This window comes from Marinobacter sp. 1_MG-2023, assembly GCF_030549045.1.
Taxonomy (GTDB): Bacteria; Pseudomonadota; Gammaproteobacteria; order Pseudomonadales; family Oleiphilaceae; genus Marinobacter.
Genome location: NZ_JAUOST010000003.1, coordinates 258,035 through 272,780 on the forward strand (window position 1 = coordinate 258,035; position 14,746 = coordinate 272,780).

A 14,746-nucleotide genomic window follows, 5' to 3' on the forward strand; every position below is an offset into this window, starting at 1 on the left:
ACTATTCCCGCCCCTCCAGGGCTGCACGCATCTTCAGTGTCACCAACACGGTATTCAGGTGAGGCACCGCAATGCCATGATCCCTCGCCAAGGCCACCACATTACCTAATACGGCCTCTCGCTCAATCGGGCGACCGTTCAGGTAATCAAGAGCCATACTGTTCGTGTAAGCAGGCATTTTCCTAGTGCTGTTAATGTTCTTATCGATTAACGCCTCATCCATAGGATAGCCTTCGGCCGCAGCCACGGCGACTACCTCATGCATCATGGCCCGGATCAGCTCTTCACCGCCTTCAGTGTCCAGAATGGTTTGGGTATCTGCACCGTTAGCAATAACAGACAAGGGGTTAAACGGTGTATTCCAGAGGCACTTACGCCAGCGTTCAGCCACAACACGCTCAGTCAGATCGACCTTGATACCGCCAGCAATAAACAGTTGCGACAAAATCCGGGAGCTCTCATCAGTGCCTTGCGGGTAACAGCCCATCACCAGTTTGCCGTAAGCTGTATGTTCAACCACACCGGACTCTGTCCGACTGACGGCAATAAAAGCAAGACAGCTTATAAGAGGCCTGTCCGGGTAGGCATCGGCCAGTTCTTTCTCGATATCCAGGCCATTTTCAATCAACACAAGGCGGGTTTTCGCGCCCATCCAGGGCGCGACCAACGCCACCCGATCCACGCCTGGTAAAACCTTTACGCACAGGATAAGAAAGTCCGGTGATTCCTCAGGCAAATCGCCGTCCCGATATATGTGATCTGGCTCGTAGGACAGGTCTCCTAGCGGGCTGGTAATGCGAACGCCCTGAGCACTGACTGCTTTATAGTCGGAGCGCAGTACCGTACTCACAGAGCAACCGGCCTTCTTCAGAATCGCACCATAGAAACTGCCTATAGCGCCTGCGCCGACAATCAGAATGCTAGGTAAGTCGCTCATGGCCTCTCGGTTCCTTGTCATACTTCGTCACAGCCGGAGATCTCACCGGGACCCACACAGTGGACTATAGCTTCGCCGTGAAATTGTTGGGGGAGTGCAGCCATGGTACCCGACCCGACCTGACTCGACATCCTGTTGGTAATCAATAAACAGATCGCCTAGCCCGGTGCGCCAAAAAGGCGATCAGTGAATTTGACGTACCATGCTGCCGCCTGTACCTGAACAATGTAAGCCAAAGCAATCAGCAGGGCGGCATCAGCGCCCTCTGTACCAAAAACGCCCATGGCAATAGCCAGGGCTATCGAAAGATTCCGCATGACCGTGCCATACACCAGCGCGACCGCATCGCCCCTGGGGAACAGCGCCTTGCCGGTTAAAGTGCTGATAACAAAGTTCAGTGCATAAATAAGTACCAGGGGCACCAGATAGGCGAGCAGTGATTCAGGATTGTTCAGAATATCCTGCGATTTCAGCGCCATGGAAACAAACACCACGCCCAGCACACCAAGGGTCGAAAACGGGGGAAACTTCGGCTTTATATTCTTCTGAAAGCTCTCCTGACCGTGCTTTGATATAAGCGCCCGCTGAGTTAAATAGCCCAGCACCAACGGCAGAAACACGATAAGCGCGATCTGCATGAACACCTGGGAAACCGGAATCTCGATCACCGCGCCCAGCAGTCCTTTAAGATAAAGTGGAGCAAGCAGGGACCCCGCAATCAGGCCTATCACCGTCATCCGCACCGCAGCTGGCACGTTGCCTTTTGCAAAGCCTGTCCAGGAGATGGTCATGCCGGATGTTGGAAGCAGCGACGTTAACAGGAGCGCTAATCGTGCAAACGGCTCATCCGGGAAAAAAAGCAGGCCGGCGCCATAACCAAGCGCAGGTATCAGAATAAAGTTGAGTAACTGGGTTACCCACATCAATTTGCCGCCCCCCGGCTGCAGCAGTTGACGCAGGTTCATGGTTACCATCATTGGATAGACCATCAGGAAGGTCAGCGGAAGTATTGCCCAGCGTAGTGGACCGGGCTCCGCAAGCTGGCCCGCTACAAAGCCCGCAATCATGGCAAGCGGAATACTCCAGACCAGATGTTTCTGCATCCAGAAAAGTAATGGCCACATAAACCTTCTTCCTCTTCCCGGCAAAAATCGCTATTGGTTGCGAAGCGACTGCCCAAAACAGAACACGTCCGCCATCTGCTCTGCAGAAGCAAACCGTGTCTCGGACTTATTGATATCAAAGACAGTGATTGGGTACGTTTCCTGGAAATGCACCTGTTTCATGACCGCCTCACTGAGCGACAGGTTATAAGCGATTCTTCAGGAGATTACTCCCGCCAGGAGCGTGAAACAGTGACAAAGTCACCAAGCAAAACAGCTCCCGGGCGCCCGGCTGTATAGCGGCAAATCAGAACCACCTTAGACTAAGGTAACCTACTGTCGTACTAGCACTTTTTCGTTTTCTCGACTAACCTGAAAAGTCTTGGCCTACCCATTACTGAGGCAATGATTGCATATGACAAAAATCCGGGGTGCTGTGGCCGAACTGACAAAGCTGCACTGGGTAGTTGTCGGCCTTTCCTTGCTGCTGACGATCGTAGCCTGGCAAGTATCTGCACAGATCGCCGACGCCAGGGCCGAAGATCAGTTTGAACGACGGATCCAGCAGCTCAACGGGCTGCTGTTGGACCGGATGCAAAAGTACGAGTTTGCATTGATTTCCGGCGTGAGCACCATTCGGGTAAACGATGAGAAGGTTACGCTGGAGCAGTGGCGTCGTTTCGCAGAGGCCCTGGCTGTGCAGGATCGCCTGCCTGGAGTCGCCGGCATCGGTGTCATCAGCAGAGTCCCCGAAAACGGGCTCGAATCCTATCTCGCGGAACAACGGAAAGAACGTCCGGATTATCGCGTCCATCCGCCTCATACAGGGTCGGATTTCTGGCCTATTACCTATCTCGAGCCCCTGGCCGGTAACGAAGCTGCGATTGGCCTGGATATGGCCCATGAAGCTAACCGCTATACCGCGGCGCTAAAAGCCATGCGCACGGGAGAGACTCAGATTACCGGTCCTATCGCTCTGGTACAGGACGACGAGAAGACCCCGGGCTTTCTGTTTTTCCACCCGTTTTATCATACACCGGACGCAGGGCAGGAGCTGAACGAAGAAACTGACTTTCTGGGTCTCGTATACGCACCGTTTATCGTGGCACGGCTCATGGAAGGCACCCTGGCGAATACCAACAGACTGGTCCACGTCCGCATCACCGATGGTGAGCAGCAGCTCTATAGCGAATTCAGCGAAACGGAGGAGGAGAACTACGACAGCTCCCCCTTGTTTGAAACCTCATACTCGCTGGAGATCTATGGCCGGGAATGGACATTCGATGCTCAGACAACACAGCTTTTCGAAAAGTACACCGTCAGCAAACAACCGATTGTCATTCTTGTCAGTGGCTTGATAATCAACGGGCTGATACTCGCGGCCTTCCTGTTGCTATCGAACGCCAAACGCCGGGCCGAACAAGAAGTCATTGAAAAAACAGCCGAGCTGAACATGCAGAAGCAGGAAGCTGAATCGGCCGTTAAGGTAAAAGCGGCCTTCCTGGCCAACATGAGCCACGAAATTCGGACCCCGATGAACGCCATTATCGGCATGCTTGTGCTGCTCAAAGACGCACAGCTCAATGATTACTCGAGACGACTGGTAGGCAAGGCGTTTAATGCATCTGAGGTGCTACTCCAGCTGCTGAATGACATCCTGGATTTGTCCCGGATCGAAGCCGACCACATAGAGCTTAATTTTCAGCCGTTTGGAATCGAAGCACTTATCCAGCGTAGTGTTGAGTTGTTTGCCATAGTTGCCGAAGAAAAAGGACTGAAGCTACGCGTTAATATTGCGCCGTCTACACCCAAGTGTGTGACAGGCGACCTGCTGAGAATCTCCCAGATTTGTAGCAACCTCGTCGGCAACGCGATCAAGTTTACCCATCAGGGCAGTGTCAGCGTAAGCGTTGGCTTCAGCAATATCACTGAAACCCGCGGGTTATTAAAGGTCACCGTGAAGGATACGGGCATTGGCATCAGAGAGGAGGATCAGCAGCGGGTTTTTGAGAATTTTCGCCAGGCTGACGAATCGACTAGCCGCGAGTTTGGCGGCTCAGGCCTTGGCCTCGCGATCAGCAGCCATCTTGCGCATTTGATGGACGCAACCCTGACAGTTGAAAGTGCTGAAAACAAAGGTTCAAAATTCACCCTCGTAGTGCCAGTTGAAATAGCTGAAAACGAACCAAGCATTGGCACCCGCCATATATCCAGCCCTATCCAGGTGCATCACTACGGCCTGAACCACAACCTCGCACTACTGAAAGCCTACCGCGAGCACTGGTCGCTGGAGCTGATACCGACAACCACATTAAAACAGATCAAGTCGATATTATCGGACGCACCCACCGCAGAGAGTGCCACACCCTCAATGGCTATTATCGATATGGAGAATATCGAAGTCTCTGCCGTCAAAGCGTTTACTCTGGAATTGTTATCCGCAGACGAACAATATCAGCTGGCCAGACTACTGATTATCGTTCCCGCGGGTTTCCAGAGCGACTGGCTGATTGAATACCAGAATGCCGGCGGGAAAGTGGCATTCGAGCCACTAACCCCCTCCAAGCTTTTTGAACACCTGGCTCCGAAGCAGTTGGCGGAGCACACGGTAAACTCTGGCCCGCGGCCCTTGTTCCATAACCTGAATGCACTGATTGTTGACGACGTGCAACTCAATTGCGAAATCGTCGCGAGCTACCTAAACTCTTTCGGTGTGGATTCTGTGTCCGTCCACAATGGAGTTCAGGCGATGCAGCAACTTGAAACACAGTCGTTTGACCTTGTCCTCATGGACCTACACCTCGACGGTGAGACCGGGCAGGATATTGTCAGACAAATCCGCAGCCATCAAAGCCTCACGCAGCCTGTGATTGCAGCCCTCTCGGCCTCAATATCCGAACATGACCGCAGCACGGCTTACGAAGCCGGCATGAACGACTATCTGACCAAGCCAGTACTTCCCGGAGATATTCAGCGGCTTCTGCAGTCGTTCTTCCAGGAACACGCGCTTGCCGCTTCGGCGCACCTCCCAGCGCACACTGTAAAGCCGCCGGGCCACGACGGGTTACCCGGGTTCATTTCCCGGCCCGTTTATCAGGACATGTTCGGGGCCAACCCGGAGCTGTTCAACCGGTGCCTGCGCAGTTTCCTCGCCAGCTCCAAAGAGATGACGGCGGATATCGAACGCTGCATGCGTACCGAAGACGCCGCCATGACGAAAGCTGTAGCTCATAGAATCAGAGGTGCTGCGGCCAACATCGCCAACACCGAATTGCAACGTCTGGCAGAGCGTGTCGAAAATGGTAGTGATTCGGGGGAGCCCTCTGCTGGCCCCGAAGCGCTTTTGACAACGCTTACGGAGCACGTTCGCCAACTTCGGGAAACCGCCCTCGCAACCGATCATCCGGCGATATCAGATAGTGCCAGAAGCGAACCCATTGATCAGATTATCGAGCGCATGAACCAACGCCTGGGCAGCAACCGCATTGCGGCGGACACGGATATCGATCAGGTGCTGGCCTATTTGAACGAGAATGACCTGGCCGGCCTTTCACTCGAACTGCGCGGGGCGCTTGAAACCTACAAGTTTGGACAGGCAATTGACCTACTCGCCAAGATCAACATCGAAATCCAGGGCAGGTCATCTGATGAACTCGAATAAAACACCAACTGTGCTGATCATAGAAGATGAGCCTGTATGCATTGCCAGCCTGGCTGGCATATTGGGTGATGCTTGTGAGCTGGTTATTAGCCAGAACATGTCAGAAGCCAGGAGCCTGTTAACTGACGATATTGACGTTGTGCTTCTCGATCTGTATCTGCCCGACGGTTCGGGACTGAGCTTTCTGAAAGAGCTGAGAGCGTCCGAATCTTACGCGTACCTGCCCGTAATCTGCATTTCGGGTTCGGATCAAGCGAAGGACATTGAAGAGTCATTCCGCCATGGCGCAACCGACTATGTTCTGAAGCCTTTTAACAAAACCATACTGAGCGCCAAGGTCTCCACATTTATTGACCTGAAACGTAAAACTGACCTGCTGGCAACTGCTGTATTAACGGATCCATTAACCAACATAGGTAATCGGCGCCTGTTCGATCAGCAACTTGACCTGGAGTGGCGGCGTGCCCGCCGCCAGAACAGCTCCGTTGGCCTCATACTGATCGATCTGGACCATTTTAAGCAGATTAACGATCAGCATGGACATGCCCAGGGCGACTTGTGCCTTCAACAGCTCTCCCGTGTAATGAGCAAGAGCTTTTCAAGAGCAGGAGAGGTAGCTGCACGCCTGGGTGGTGACGAATTTGCTGCACTGATTCCGGAGGCCGATCTGCGCAGCACGATAACGGCGGCAAACAACTTTGCCAGCGCCCTCCAGACCGAACTCAGCAAATGCCCGAGCTTTGCGGGAATAGCCCCACCTGTCACCGTATCCATAGGATGCTCCGCCACCCAGCCGTCATCGTTATCAACGGCTGTCGAATTACTCGCCGCGGCAGACAGAAGTCTTTATGAGGCCAAGGAGCAGGGGGGGCGTGATTGTGTCAGACCCATACTTTGAATCTGCCGGACAGCTTGGGGAATTTACTGCATCGGGCAACAAACCAAAAATTCTGGTTGTGGATGATGAACCCACAAACATTCGTGCGCTTACCGACGCACTGAGCCAGGAATACGACCTGGTCATTGCAACCAGTGTTGTCGAGGCAATGGATACACTAAAGCAAGGAGACAGGCCTCACCTCATCCTGCTGGATATAATGATGCCGGGCACGGATGGCTTGCAAATGTGCCGCAACCTGAAGGCACGTCATGACTTGCAGCACATTCCGGTTATATTTGTAACCGCCCGGAGCGACCCGGAATCGGAAGAAGAAGGGTTTGAAGCCGGGGCGGTCGATTACATTCACAAGCCGATCCGCCTGACGTCGGTCAAAGCCAGGGTCCGCACACACATTTCAATGAGCGGCATGCTTGACCACATGATTACGCTCAATCATGACCTGAAAAGGCGGCTTGAAAAGCTCGACAATTCGAGGGCGCCGGAGAGGAACCTGTTTGAGAGCGTCTTCATGGCCACCTCGGAAGGCATTGTTCTGCTGGATGCAAACTGCAAAATAGTCGCCGTCAACGTCGCGTTTTCCCGCATCACGGGATATGCCCGAAAAGAGGTGCTCAACCGCAGCTACGCCACGATGAACAGCGCCCCGGATCCCCAGCTTAGCCTGGAGAGCCTCAGATCTTACATGGATAAACATGACCATTGGTCTGGCGAGATTTATAACCGCCGAAAATCCGGAGAACTCTACCCTGAACTCCGGACAATCAGCACTATCCGCTCCAAAAATAACGAAATTACCCATTATGTTACCGTATTCAACGACATCTCCAGCCTGAAAGAAACCGAACAACGGCTGGAAGAGCTGACATGGCGCGACCCGATTACCGGCCTGTCGAACCGGGCTCTCTTCCTCAACCAATTGGGAACCGTGCTGAAGTTCTGTAACCACGGCAAGGTGTCCACCGCAGTTCTGGTTGTTGATATCAATAATTTTCGTTACATCAATGAAACCTGCGGCTTCAAGTACGGTGACAAGGTCATCAGAGAGTTCGCCAAGCGTCTTCGCGATGCGGTTCTATCGGACGATTCTATCGCCCGGCTTTCCGGTGACGAATTCGGCATTGTGCTCGCACCCAAACAATGGAGCATTGATGACACCTACCGGGTTGTGCTCGCGCTCTACAATCATATTCAGAACTGTCTGACGGAACCCATCATTTTCGAGGAAGGCCCCGAGCTTCGCCTGGAAGTTACCATCGGCGCAGCCTTGTACCCCACTCAAAGCTCCGACTCACCCTCTTCTGCGCTTCAGAATGCTGAAACTGCTCATCGTAGCGCCAAAGCAGATAAGCGGCCAATCGCTATCTTCGAAGACTCGATGAGTGAAAAAATCAGGCACCAGCTTCAGATTGAGTCTGATATCAACCAGGCACTTGAGCAGGATCAGTTTGTACTTTACGCGCAGCCTCAACTCTCGCCAGAGAGGGTTCTGAGCGGGCTGGAAATCCTGATTCGATGGAATCATCCCGAACGCGGCCTGCTTGGCCCGGGCGAATTCATTCCGCACGCCGAAAACTCCAGGCAAATTGTAAAAATTGAACGCTGGGTGCTATGTAAAACGCTGGAGAAAATGAATGCCTTACACCGCACCCACCCGGCTTTGCGGTGCGCCATCAATATTTCAGCAAAACACTTCGCGGAAGATGATTTTGTGGAAGCTGTGGGAAATGCTTTGTCTATCTCCGGATTTCCCCCGGAGCTGCTCACGCTGGAGCTGACAGAAAGCGTATCCGCTGACAATCTGGAAACGGTGGTGCAAAAGATGGGAGCTATTCGCAGCTTGGGCTGTGTTTTCTCACTGGATGATTTTGGGACCGGCTACTCTTCACTGTCACGATTACAGCGTTTGCCCATATCCGAGGTCAAAATCGACCGTAGCTTTGTGCTCTCAGCACTCCATGAGACCGTGGCGGCCAACATCGTCGAAATGGTTGTGCGGATTGGCGAAACCATGGGGGTACGGGTCATTGCTGAAGGAGTGGAAACCGAGGCTCACGCAAACTTCCTGGCGTCCCGGCATCCTCACGTATACCTGCAGGGGTATTATTTCGGCGTTCCCCAACCTATCGATGTTGTCCTGAACTCTGCACGCACACCCTAGCGAAAGGAGCGCCTGCAGAGCCCGATCGAACCAACCGGTTAACATTGCCCGTTGCTGCCCAACCAGCCCACGGCCTGGCTAGCTGCATGTCCAAACCGGGCGTCAACTACCGGTCTTTCAAGTCATGTTCGCCAATCTGCAGCCTGGGCCGATCCGCATCCACTTCAACCAGTGGCGAGCACTCTCTCATGTTTTCCAGACACCTGCGCGTCAGCTGCTGATATTCCTGGGTGCCACGTTGTTTCCAGCTGACTTCTTTATCACTCAACTGGCGGAGCACCTTGGCAGGTGAACCCACAATCAAGGATGCCGGCTCGCAACTAAAACCACTTTTCACAAACGCTGCTGCCCCTACAATAGACCGCGCAGCTATCACAGCTTCATCCATTACGACCGCGTTCATCCCTACCATGGCATCTTCATCTATAACGCAGCCATGCAGAACCGCACCATGCCCGATATGGCCATTGCGCCGGATAACCGCATCACGCCCTGGAAAAGCATGAACCACGCAGGTGTCCTGCAGGTTCGCGCCCTGCTCCATCACAATGCGGCCAAAATCACCGCGCAAGGACGCACAGGGCCCAACGTAGCAGTCTGGTCCTACATGCACATCGCCGATAATTACGGCCGTGGGATGCACGTAGGCTGATGGATGCACCACTGGCGTCACACCGTCAATCCGGTAATACGGCATAAAAAGCTCCTCACAACGTGTTTGTTTTTTTGTATTTTAAGCTACTTTTTCTGTATCGGAACAGATCATACACGGCATACACGCCGGAAAAGCCCAGAACAGGCTCTTTTCGCCTAATCTAAGACTAAAGACTAACAAAGAAAATAACCATTAAAATCAAAAATATACAAGAGCAGAAAACAACCCAAGGATAACGTGATACAAAAATCTAGTTTCAAATTCTTGACCGGTATCAATTCAAACCTATACTCTTTCCTGATATCGAACAAGGCGGAATACCGCCATACGGAAGTCGCCTTGATTACCATCAGGCCTGACCGACAAACCATTAAAACAAAGCAATGCCGGAACCGTTATGCCACAGATACTGCTCTCCCATGGGCCGGATCAAGGCGTTCGTCTGTTAACGCTTAATCGCCCCGAAGCCCTCAACGCCCTGAATACTGCTCTGCTTGAAGCCTTGAGCAACGAGCTGGATGCCGTCGAAGCCGACCCAGAAACCCGGGCTGTCGTTATTACCGGCAGTGAGCGTGCGTTTGCAGCCGGCGCTGATATCAACGAGATGGCCGCCCGCGACCTGGTTGGCATGCTCGAAGACCCCCGCATCAAGCATTGGGCGCGCATCGCCCGGTTTACCAAACCTTTAATCAGTGCTGTAAACGGCTTCTGCCTGGGTGGTGGCTGCGAACTGGCGATGCACGGCGATATTCTGGTTGCTGGCACCAACGCCCGCTTCGGGCAGCCTGAAATCAACCTCGGCATTATGCCTGGTGCTGGCGGCACCCAGCGTTTGGTGCGCGCGGTGGGCCAGTCGCTCGCCATGCAAATGGTGCTCACCGGCGAACCTATAGATGCTCAGAGAGCCCTCGCGGCGGGGTTGGTGAGCGAAGTTTGCCAACCGGAACTGACGGTGGAGCGCGCCATGGAGATTGGCCGCTCTATAGCTTCCAAAGGGCCGATTGCCGTCCAACTGGCCCGCGAAGCGGTGCAGCGTGCGGAAGATATGGACCTTGCTGCCGGCCTTCGGTTTGAACGCCACGCCTTTACTATTCTGGCCGCCACTGACGATCGTCGTGAAGGTCTAGAGGCCTTTCGAAACAAACGTAAGCCAAAATTCTCCGGGCGTTGAGCCCGGGCTGATTAAAAACACCCGCCCGAAGCGACTAGACCGGGTTTCACTGCTATTACAAGGATTCTTCCATGACTGAGCAGAGCGTGCTTCTCGACATCAATCAGGGGGTTGCAAAAGTAACCCTCAACCGCCCGAAAAGCCTGAACAGCTTTAACGTTGAAATGCATAAGCAGATGCGCGCTGCGCTTAAAGCCATCCGCAATGATCACAGTGTGCGGGTCATGCTGCTTACCGGCAATGGCCGTGGTTTCTGTGCCGGCCAGGACCTGTCGGATCGCAATGTGAATCCCGGCGCAGACGCTCCGGACCTGGGATATTCCATCGAGACCTATTACAACCCTCTTTTGCAGACCATTCGGGACCTTCCCATGCCGGTAATCTGCGCCGTTAATGGCGTTGCTGCAGGAGCGGGCGCAAACATTGCCCTGGCCTGTGATATTACGCTTGCGGCGCGCTCTGCAAACTTTGTTCAGGCTTTTTGCAAGATTGGTCTTATTCCCGACTCGGGCGGTACTTGGACCCTACCGCGCGCCGTAGGAATGGCTCGTGCAAAAGGCCTGGCCTTATTGGGTGACAAGCTGAGTGCTGAAAAGGCGGAACAGTGGGGCATGATCTGGCAGTGCGTTGAGGATGACGCCCTGCAGGATGAAGCCATGAAACTGGCCCGCCATTTTGCCACTCAGCCCACCAAAGGCCTGGCAATGATCAAACGTGCCCTGCATGCAAGCGCCGATAACAGCTTTGAAGCGCAGGTGTTGGTAGAGCGGGATCTTCAGCGCCTGGCTGGCCGCACCGACGATTACCGCGAAGGTGTTGCCGCCTTCATGGAAAAACGTGCACCCGAATTCAAGGGAAAGTAAGACATGCAACCACTCGCTACGAACACCCGCGTTGCGGTCATCGGCGCCGGAGCCATGGGCTCCGGCATTGCTCAGGTAGCTGCTCAGGCAGGCCATCCGGTTTTCCTGCTCGATCAGCGCGAAGGTGCCGCCGAGGCTGGCCGCCAGAGCATCGCCAAGCAGCTGCAGCGCCGGGTTGATAAAGGAAAGATGGAGCAATCCGCACTGGACGCACTTCTTGGTCGCATCCAGCCGGTTAACCAACTCAGCGAGCTTGCATCAGCGGGCCTGGTCATCGAAGCCATCGTTGAGGATCTGGAAATCAAGCGTGGCTTGCTCGCCAACCTGGAAGAGGTTTGTGGAGACAACGCCATTCTGGCTACCAACACCTCGTCCATCTCAGTAACGGCTCTGGGCGCCAAAATGAAGTGCCCCGAGCGCCTGGTGGGCATGCACTTCTTTAACCCGGCCCCGCTGATGGCACTGGTTGAAGTCATCAAAGGCCTGGCCACCAGCGATGAGGTTGCACAGTGCGTTTACGCCACAGCCTCACAATGGGGTAAGAAACCGGTAACCGCTACTTCTACACCCGGCTTTATTGTTAACCGGGTTGCACGGCCTTTTTATGCCGAAAGCCTGCGCCTGCTGCAGGAACAGGCAACTGACAGCGCGACACTGGATGCCGTCGTGCGCGAAGCCGGTGGCTTTCGCATGGGGCCTTTCGAGCTCACGGATCTCATTGGCCACGACGTAAACTACGCGGTGACCTCCTCGGTTTTCAATTCCTACTATCAGGACACCCGTTTTCTGCCCTCGCTCGTCCAGAAGGAGCTGGTTGAGGCCGGCCGGCTGGGTCGCAAGAGTGGACAGGGCTTTTACAACTACGCTGAAGGCTCACAGAAACCCGAACCGGCAACCGCCGTTTCTGCCAACTGCGAAGCCGATACGCTGATCGTGGAAGGCAACCCGGGGCCATTGGCAGCCCTGGTCACGCGACTGAGCGAGAGCGGCGTCAAAATCATCGAACGGGACGGCCCGGGCCGCCTGTATTTCGGCGACGCCGTACTGGCGCTGACCGATGGCCGCATGGCGAGCGAGCGCGCCGCTGCCGAAGCCTGCAACAACCTGATTCTGTTGGATCTGGCGTTTGACTATGCCAAAGCCACCCGCCTCGCTATAGCTTCGGCCGATCAGGCATCTCCACAAGCCACAAACGACGCTTGTGCCCTTCTGCAAAAAGCGGGCATTTCTGTGAGCCTGATTGCAGACCGACCAGGCCTGGTGGTTATGCGCACCGTCGCAACACTGACCAATGAAGCCGCCGATGCGGCTCTGCACGGCGTAGCATCGGTCAGCGATATCGATCTCGCCATGAAAGCCGGCCTCAACTATCCGGAAGGCCCCTTGCGCTGGAGCGACAACCTCGGCTTCAGCATGGTTCATACCGTGCTTTCGCATCTTCAGCAAAGCTACGGTGAAGACCGCTATCGACCTGCATTACTGCTGCGGAAAAACCGATTTTCTGAAAAGGGATTCTACTCATGAGCAACGAACATCACGCACCCGATGCGCAAAAGCTGGCACAGGACTGCGCTGAGTCCATGTTTGAGCGGGATCAGGCCAGCCGTAACCTCGGTATGAAAATCACCCACGTCGCCCCTGGCAAAGCCACGGTTACCATGCCGGTCACCAGCATCATGATTCAGGGGCACGGCTCCTGTCACGGTGGCTACCTGTTCACCCTGGCTGATTCTGCATTTGCCTTTGCCTGCAACAGTTATAACAAAGCTACAGTGGCGTCCGGTTGCTCCATTGAGTACATGCTCGGCGCCCGTGAAGGTGATCTGCTCACCGCCAATGCTGTCGAGCAATCCCGAGGCAATCGCACCGGTGTTTACGACATTACTCTTACCAACCAGAACGGCCATGTAATAGCCCTGTTTCGCGGCAAGTCCTATCAGGTACGCGGCGAAGTAATCCAGTCGGAGAACGATCAATGAGCAACGAAAACAGCCTGCAAGACGCCTACATAGTGGATGCGGTACGCACACCCATTGGTCGCTACGGCGGTTCTCTGGCAACCGTGCGGGCCGATGACCTGGGCGCCATTCCTATGAAGGCATTGCAGGAGCGCCACAGCAAACTGGACTGGTCAGCTATCGATGATGTGCTGTACGGCTGCGCGAACCAGGCCGGCGAAGACAACCGCGACGTAGCTCGGATGTCGCTGCTGCTCGCAGGTTTGCCGATCGATGTTCCGGGCGCCACCATCAACCGCCTGTGCGGCTCTGGTATGGACGCCATTGGCAGCGCTGCCCGCGCATTGCGCACCGGTGAAGCGGGACTGATGATGGCCGGTGGCGTGGAATCCATGTCTCGCGCGCCTTTCGTGATGGGCAAAGCCGATTCCGCCTTCAGCCGCAAAGCCGAAATGTTCGACACGACTATCGGTTGGCGCTTTGTAAATCCGGTACTGAAAAAGCAGTACGGCATTGACTCCATGCCAGAAACTGCTGAAAACGTCGCTGCCGACTACGGCATTTCCCGTGCGGACCAGGACGCGTTCGCTCTGCGCAGCCAACAGCGTACCGCTGCCGCCCAGAAAGCGGGGCGTTTTGACAGTGAAATTATCCCGGTAAGCGTTCCTCGCCGGAAGCAGGATCCACTTATTGTTGATACCGACGAGCACCCCCGGGAAACCAGCCTGGAAAAGCTCGCAAGCCTGGGAACACCCTTCCGTGAGAACGGCAGCGTCACAGCTGGCAACGCCTCCGGCGTAAACGACGGCGCCTGCGCCCTGCTGCTCGCCAGTGGCGATGCCCTGAAGCAGCATAACCTCAAGCCCCGTGCCCGGGTTGTTGCCATGGCCACTGCCGGTGTCGAGCCGCGCATCATGGGTATGGGCCCAGCACCCGCTACCCGCAAGGTACTGAAGACAGCCGGCCTGGAGTTGGCCGATATGGATGTGATTGAGCTGAACGAAGCCTTCGCGGCCCAGGCATTGGCTGTGCTACGCGACCTGGGTCTGCCGGACGATGCCGACCACGTTAACCCCAACGGTGGTGCCATTGCTTTGGGGCATCCCCTGGGCATGAGCGGCGCTCGCCTGGTGACCACGGCACTGAATGAGCTGGAGCGCCGCCATCAACAAGGCCAGAGCGCCCGCTACGCGCTTTGCACCATGTGCATCGGTGTTGGCCAGGGCATAGCGTTGATTATCGAACGCGTCGACAGCGCAGAATGATTAAAGCGTGATTGAATCGGCCCGGGTAACCCCGGGCCAGCAATACGAACAAAACTTGCCCGGCCGAAAGCCGG

The 14,746-nt window shown here is 54.9% G+C and carries 11 protein-coding genes; 8 read left to right on the forward strand and 3 right to left on the reverse strand.

Annotation, left to right across the window (positions count from 1 at the left end):
• Position 1 precedes the first annotated feature (1 nt).
• Together Q4606_RS10660 and Q4606_RS10665 are read right to left on the reverse strand one after the other, a co-directional pair.
• Positions 2 to 937, reverse strand: coding sequence for a ketopantoate reductase family protein (locus tag Q4606_RS10660; RefSeq protein WP_303607500.1), 936 nt, complete (start codon positions 935 to 937; stop codon positions 2 to 4).
• Between the two features lie 158 nt (positions 938 to 1,095).
• A complete protein-coding gene (locus tag Q4606_RS10665) occupies positions 1,096 to 2,061 on the reverse strand; it encodes an arsenic resistance protein (protein WP_303607501.1) in 966 nt (321 codons plus the stop codon).
• Between the two features lie 394 nt (positions 2,062 to 2,455).
• Between Q4606_RS10665 and Q4606_RS10670 the strand changes: the two genes are divergently transcribed.
• The 3 genes from Q4606_RS10670 to Q4606_RS10680 are packed head-to-tail and all read left to right on the forward strand — an operon-like array spanning position 2,456 to position 8,760.
• Entirely contained in the window at positions 2,456 to 5,701 is a 3,246-nt protein-coding gene (locus Q4606_RS10670; RefSeq protein WP_303607502.1) for a CHASE domain-containing protein, read from the forward strand.
• Positions 5,688 to 6,599, forward strand: a complete 912-nt coding sequence (locus tag Q4606_RS10675; protein WP_303596982.1) for a diguanylate cyclase — start codon at positions 5,688 to 5,690, stop codon at positions 6,597 to 6,599. Before Q4606_RS10670 ends, Q4606_RS10675 begins: the two co-directional genes overlap by 14 nt.
• On the forward strand, positions 6,574 to 8,760 hold the full coding sequence (locus Q4606_RS10680; protein WP_303607503.1) for a bifunctional diguanylate cyclase/phosphodiesterase: 2,187 nt from the start codon (positions 6,574 to 6,576) through the stop codon (positions 8,758 to 8,760). Before Q4606_RS10675 ends, Q4606_RS10680 begins: the two co-directional genes overlap by 26 nt.
• A 106-nt stretch (positions 8,761 to 8,866) precedes the next feature.
• On the opposite strand, the gene Q4606_RS10685 is transcribed toward Q4606_RS10680, so the two are convergent.
• Positions 8,867 to 9,457: a phenylacetic acid degradation protein PaaY gene (locus tag Q4606_RS10685; RefSeq protein ID WP_303596980.1), complete on the reverse strand. Its 591-nt coding sequence runs from the start codon at positions 9,455 to 9,457 to the stop codon at positions 8,867 to 8,869.
• Positions 9,458 to 9,812: 355 nt separating this feature from the next.
• On the opposite strand from Q4606_RS10685, the gene paaF reads away from it, so the two are divergent.
• The 5 genes from paaF to pcaF all read left to right on the forward strand — a co-directional run bounded on the left by paaF (position 9,813) and on the right by pcaF (position 14,672).
• Entirely contained in the window at positions 9,813 to 10,586 is a 774-nt protein-coding gene (gene paaF / locus Q4606_RS10690) for a 2,3-dehydroadipyl-CoA hydratase PaaF (protein WP_303607504.1), read from the forward strand.
• A 71-nt stretch (positions 10,587 to 10,657) separates the two neighbouring features.
• Positions 10,658 to 11,449 (forward strand): 2-(1,2-epoxy-1,2-dihydrophenyl)acetyl-CoA isomerase PaaG, encoded by a 792-nt coding sequence (gene paaG / locus Q4606_RS10695; protein WP_303607505.1) that lies wholly within the window; start codon positions 10,658 to 10,660, stop codon positions 11,447 to 11,449.
• A gap of 3 nt (positions 11,450 to 11,452) precedes the next feature.
• Positions 11,453 to 12,973 (forward strand): 3-hydroxyacyl-CoA dehydrogenase PaaH, encoded by a 1,521-nt coding sequence (paaH, locus tag Q4606_RS10700; RefSeq protein WP_303607506.1) that lies wholly within the window; start codon positions 11,453 to 11,455, stop codon positions 12,971 to 12,973.
• Entirely contained in the window at positions 12,970 to 13,428 is a 459-nt protein-coding gene (paaI, locus tag Q4606_RS10705) for a hydroxyphenylacetyl-CoA thioesterase PaaI (protein ID WP_303596976.1), read from the forward strand. Before paaH ends, paaI begins: the two co-directional genes overlap by 4 nt.
• Positions 13,425 to 14,672, forward strand: coding sequence for a 3-oxoadipyl-CoA thiolase (pcaF, locus tag Q4606_RS10710; RefSeq protein ID WP_303596975.1), 1,248 nt, complete (start codon positions 13,425 to 13,427; stop codon positions 14,670 to 14,672). Before paaI ends, pcaF begins: the two co-directional genes overlap by 4 nt.
• Positions 14,673 to 14,746: the final 74 nt, after the last annotated feature.

Bases quoted from the DNA above. Each gene is read 5' to 3' on its own strand.
- Q4606_RS10660 (WP_303607500.1), bottom strand. From the start codon at position 937: ATGAGCGACTTACCTAGCATTCTGATTGTCGGCGCAGGCGCTATAGGC.
- Q4606_RS10665 (WP_303607501.1), bottom strand. From the start codon at position 2,061: ATGTGGCCATTACTTTTCTGGATGCAGAAACATCTGGTCTGGAGTATT.
- Q4606_RS10670 (WP_303607502.1), top strand. From the start codon at position 2,456: ATGACAAAAATCCGGGGTGCTGTGGCCGAACTGACAAAGCTGCACTGG.
- Q4606_RS10675 (WP_303596982.1), top strand. From the start codon at position 5,688: ATGAACTCGAATAAAACACCAACTGTGCTGATCATAGAAGATGAGCCT.
- Q4606_RS10685 (WP_303596980.1), bottom strand. From the start codon at position 9,457: ATGCCGTATTACCGGATTGACGGTGTGACGCCAGTGGTGCATCCATCA.
- paaF (WP_303607504.1), top strand. From the start codon at position 9,813: ATGCCACAGATACTGCTCTCCCATGGGCCGGATCAAGGCGTTCGTCTG.
- paaG (WP_303607505.1), top strand. From the start codon at position 10,658: ATGACTGAGCAGAGCGTGCTTCTCGACATCAATCAGGGGGTTGCAAAA.
- paaH (WP_303607506.1), top strand. From the start codon at position 11,453: ATGCAACCACTCGCTACGAACACCCGCGTTGCGGTCATCGGCGCCGGA.
- paaI (WP_303596976.1), top strand. From the start codon at position 12,970: ATGAGCAACGAACATCACGCACCCGATGCGCAAAAGCTGGCACAGGAC.
- pcaF (WP_303596975.1), top strand. From the start codon at position 13,425: ATGAGCAACGAAAACAGCCTGCAAGACGCCTACATAGTGGATGCGGTA.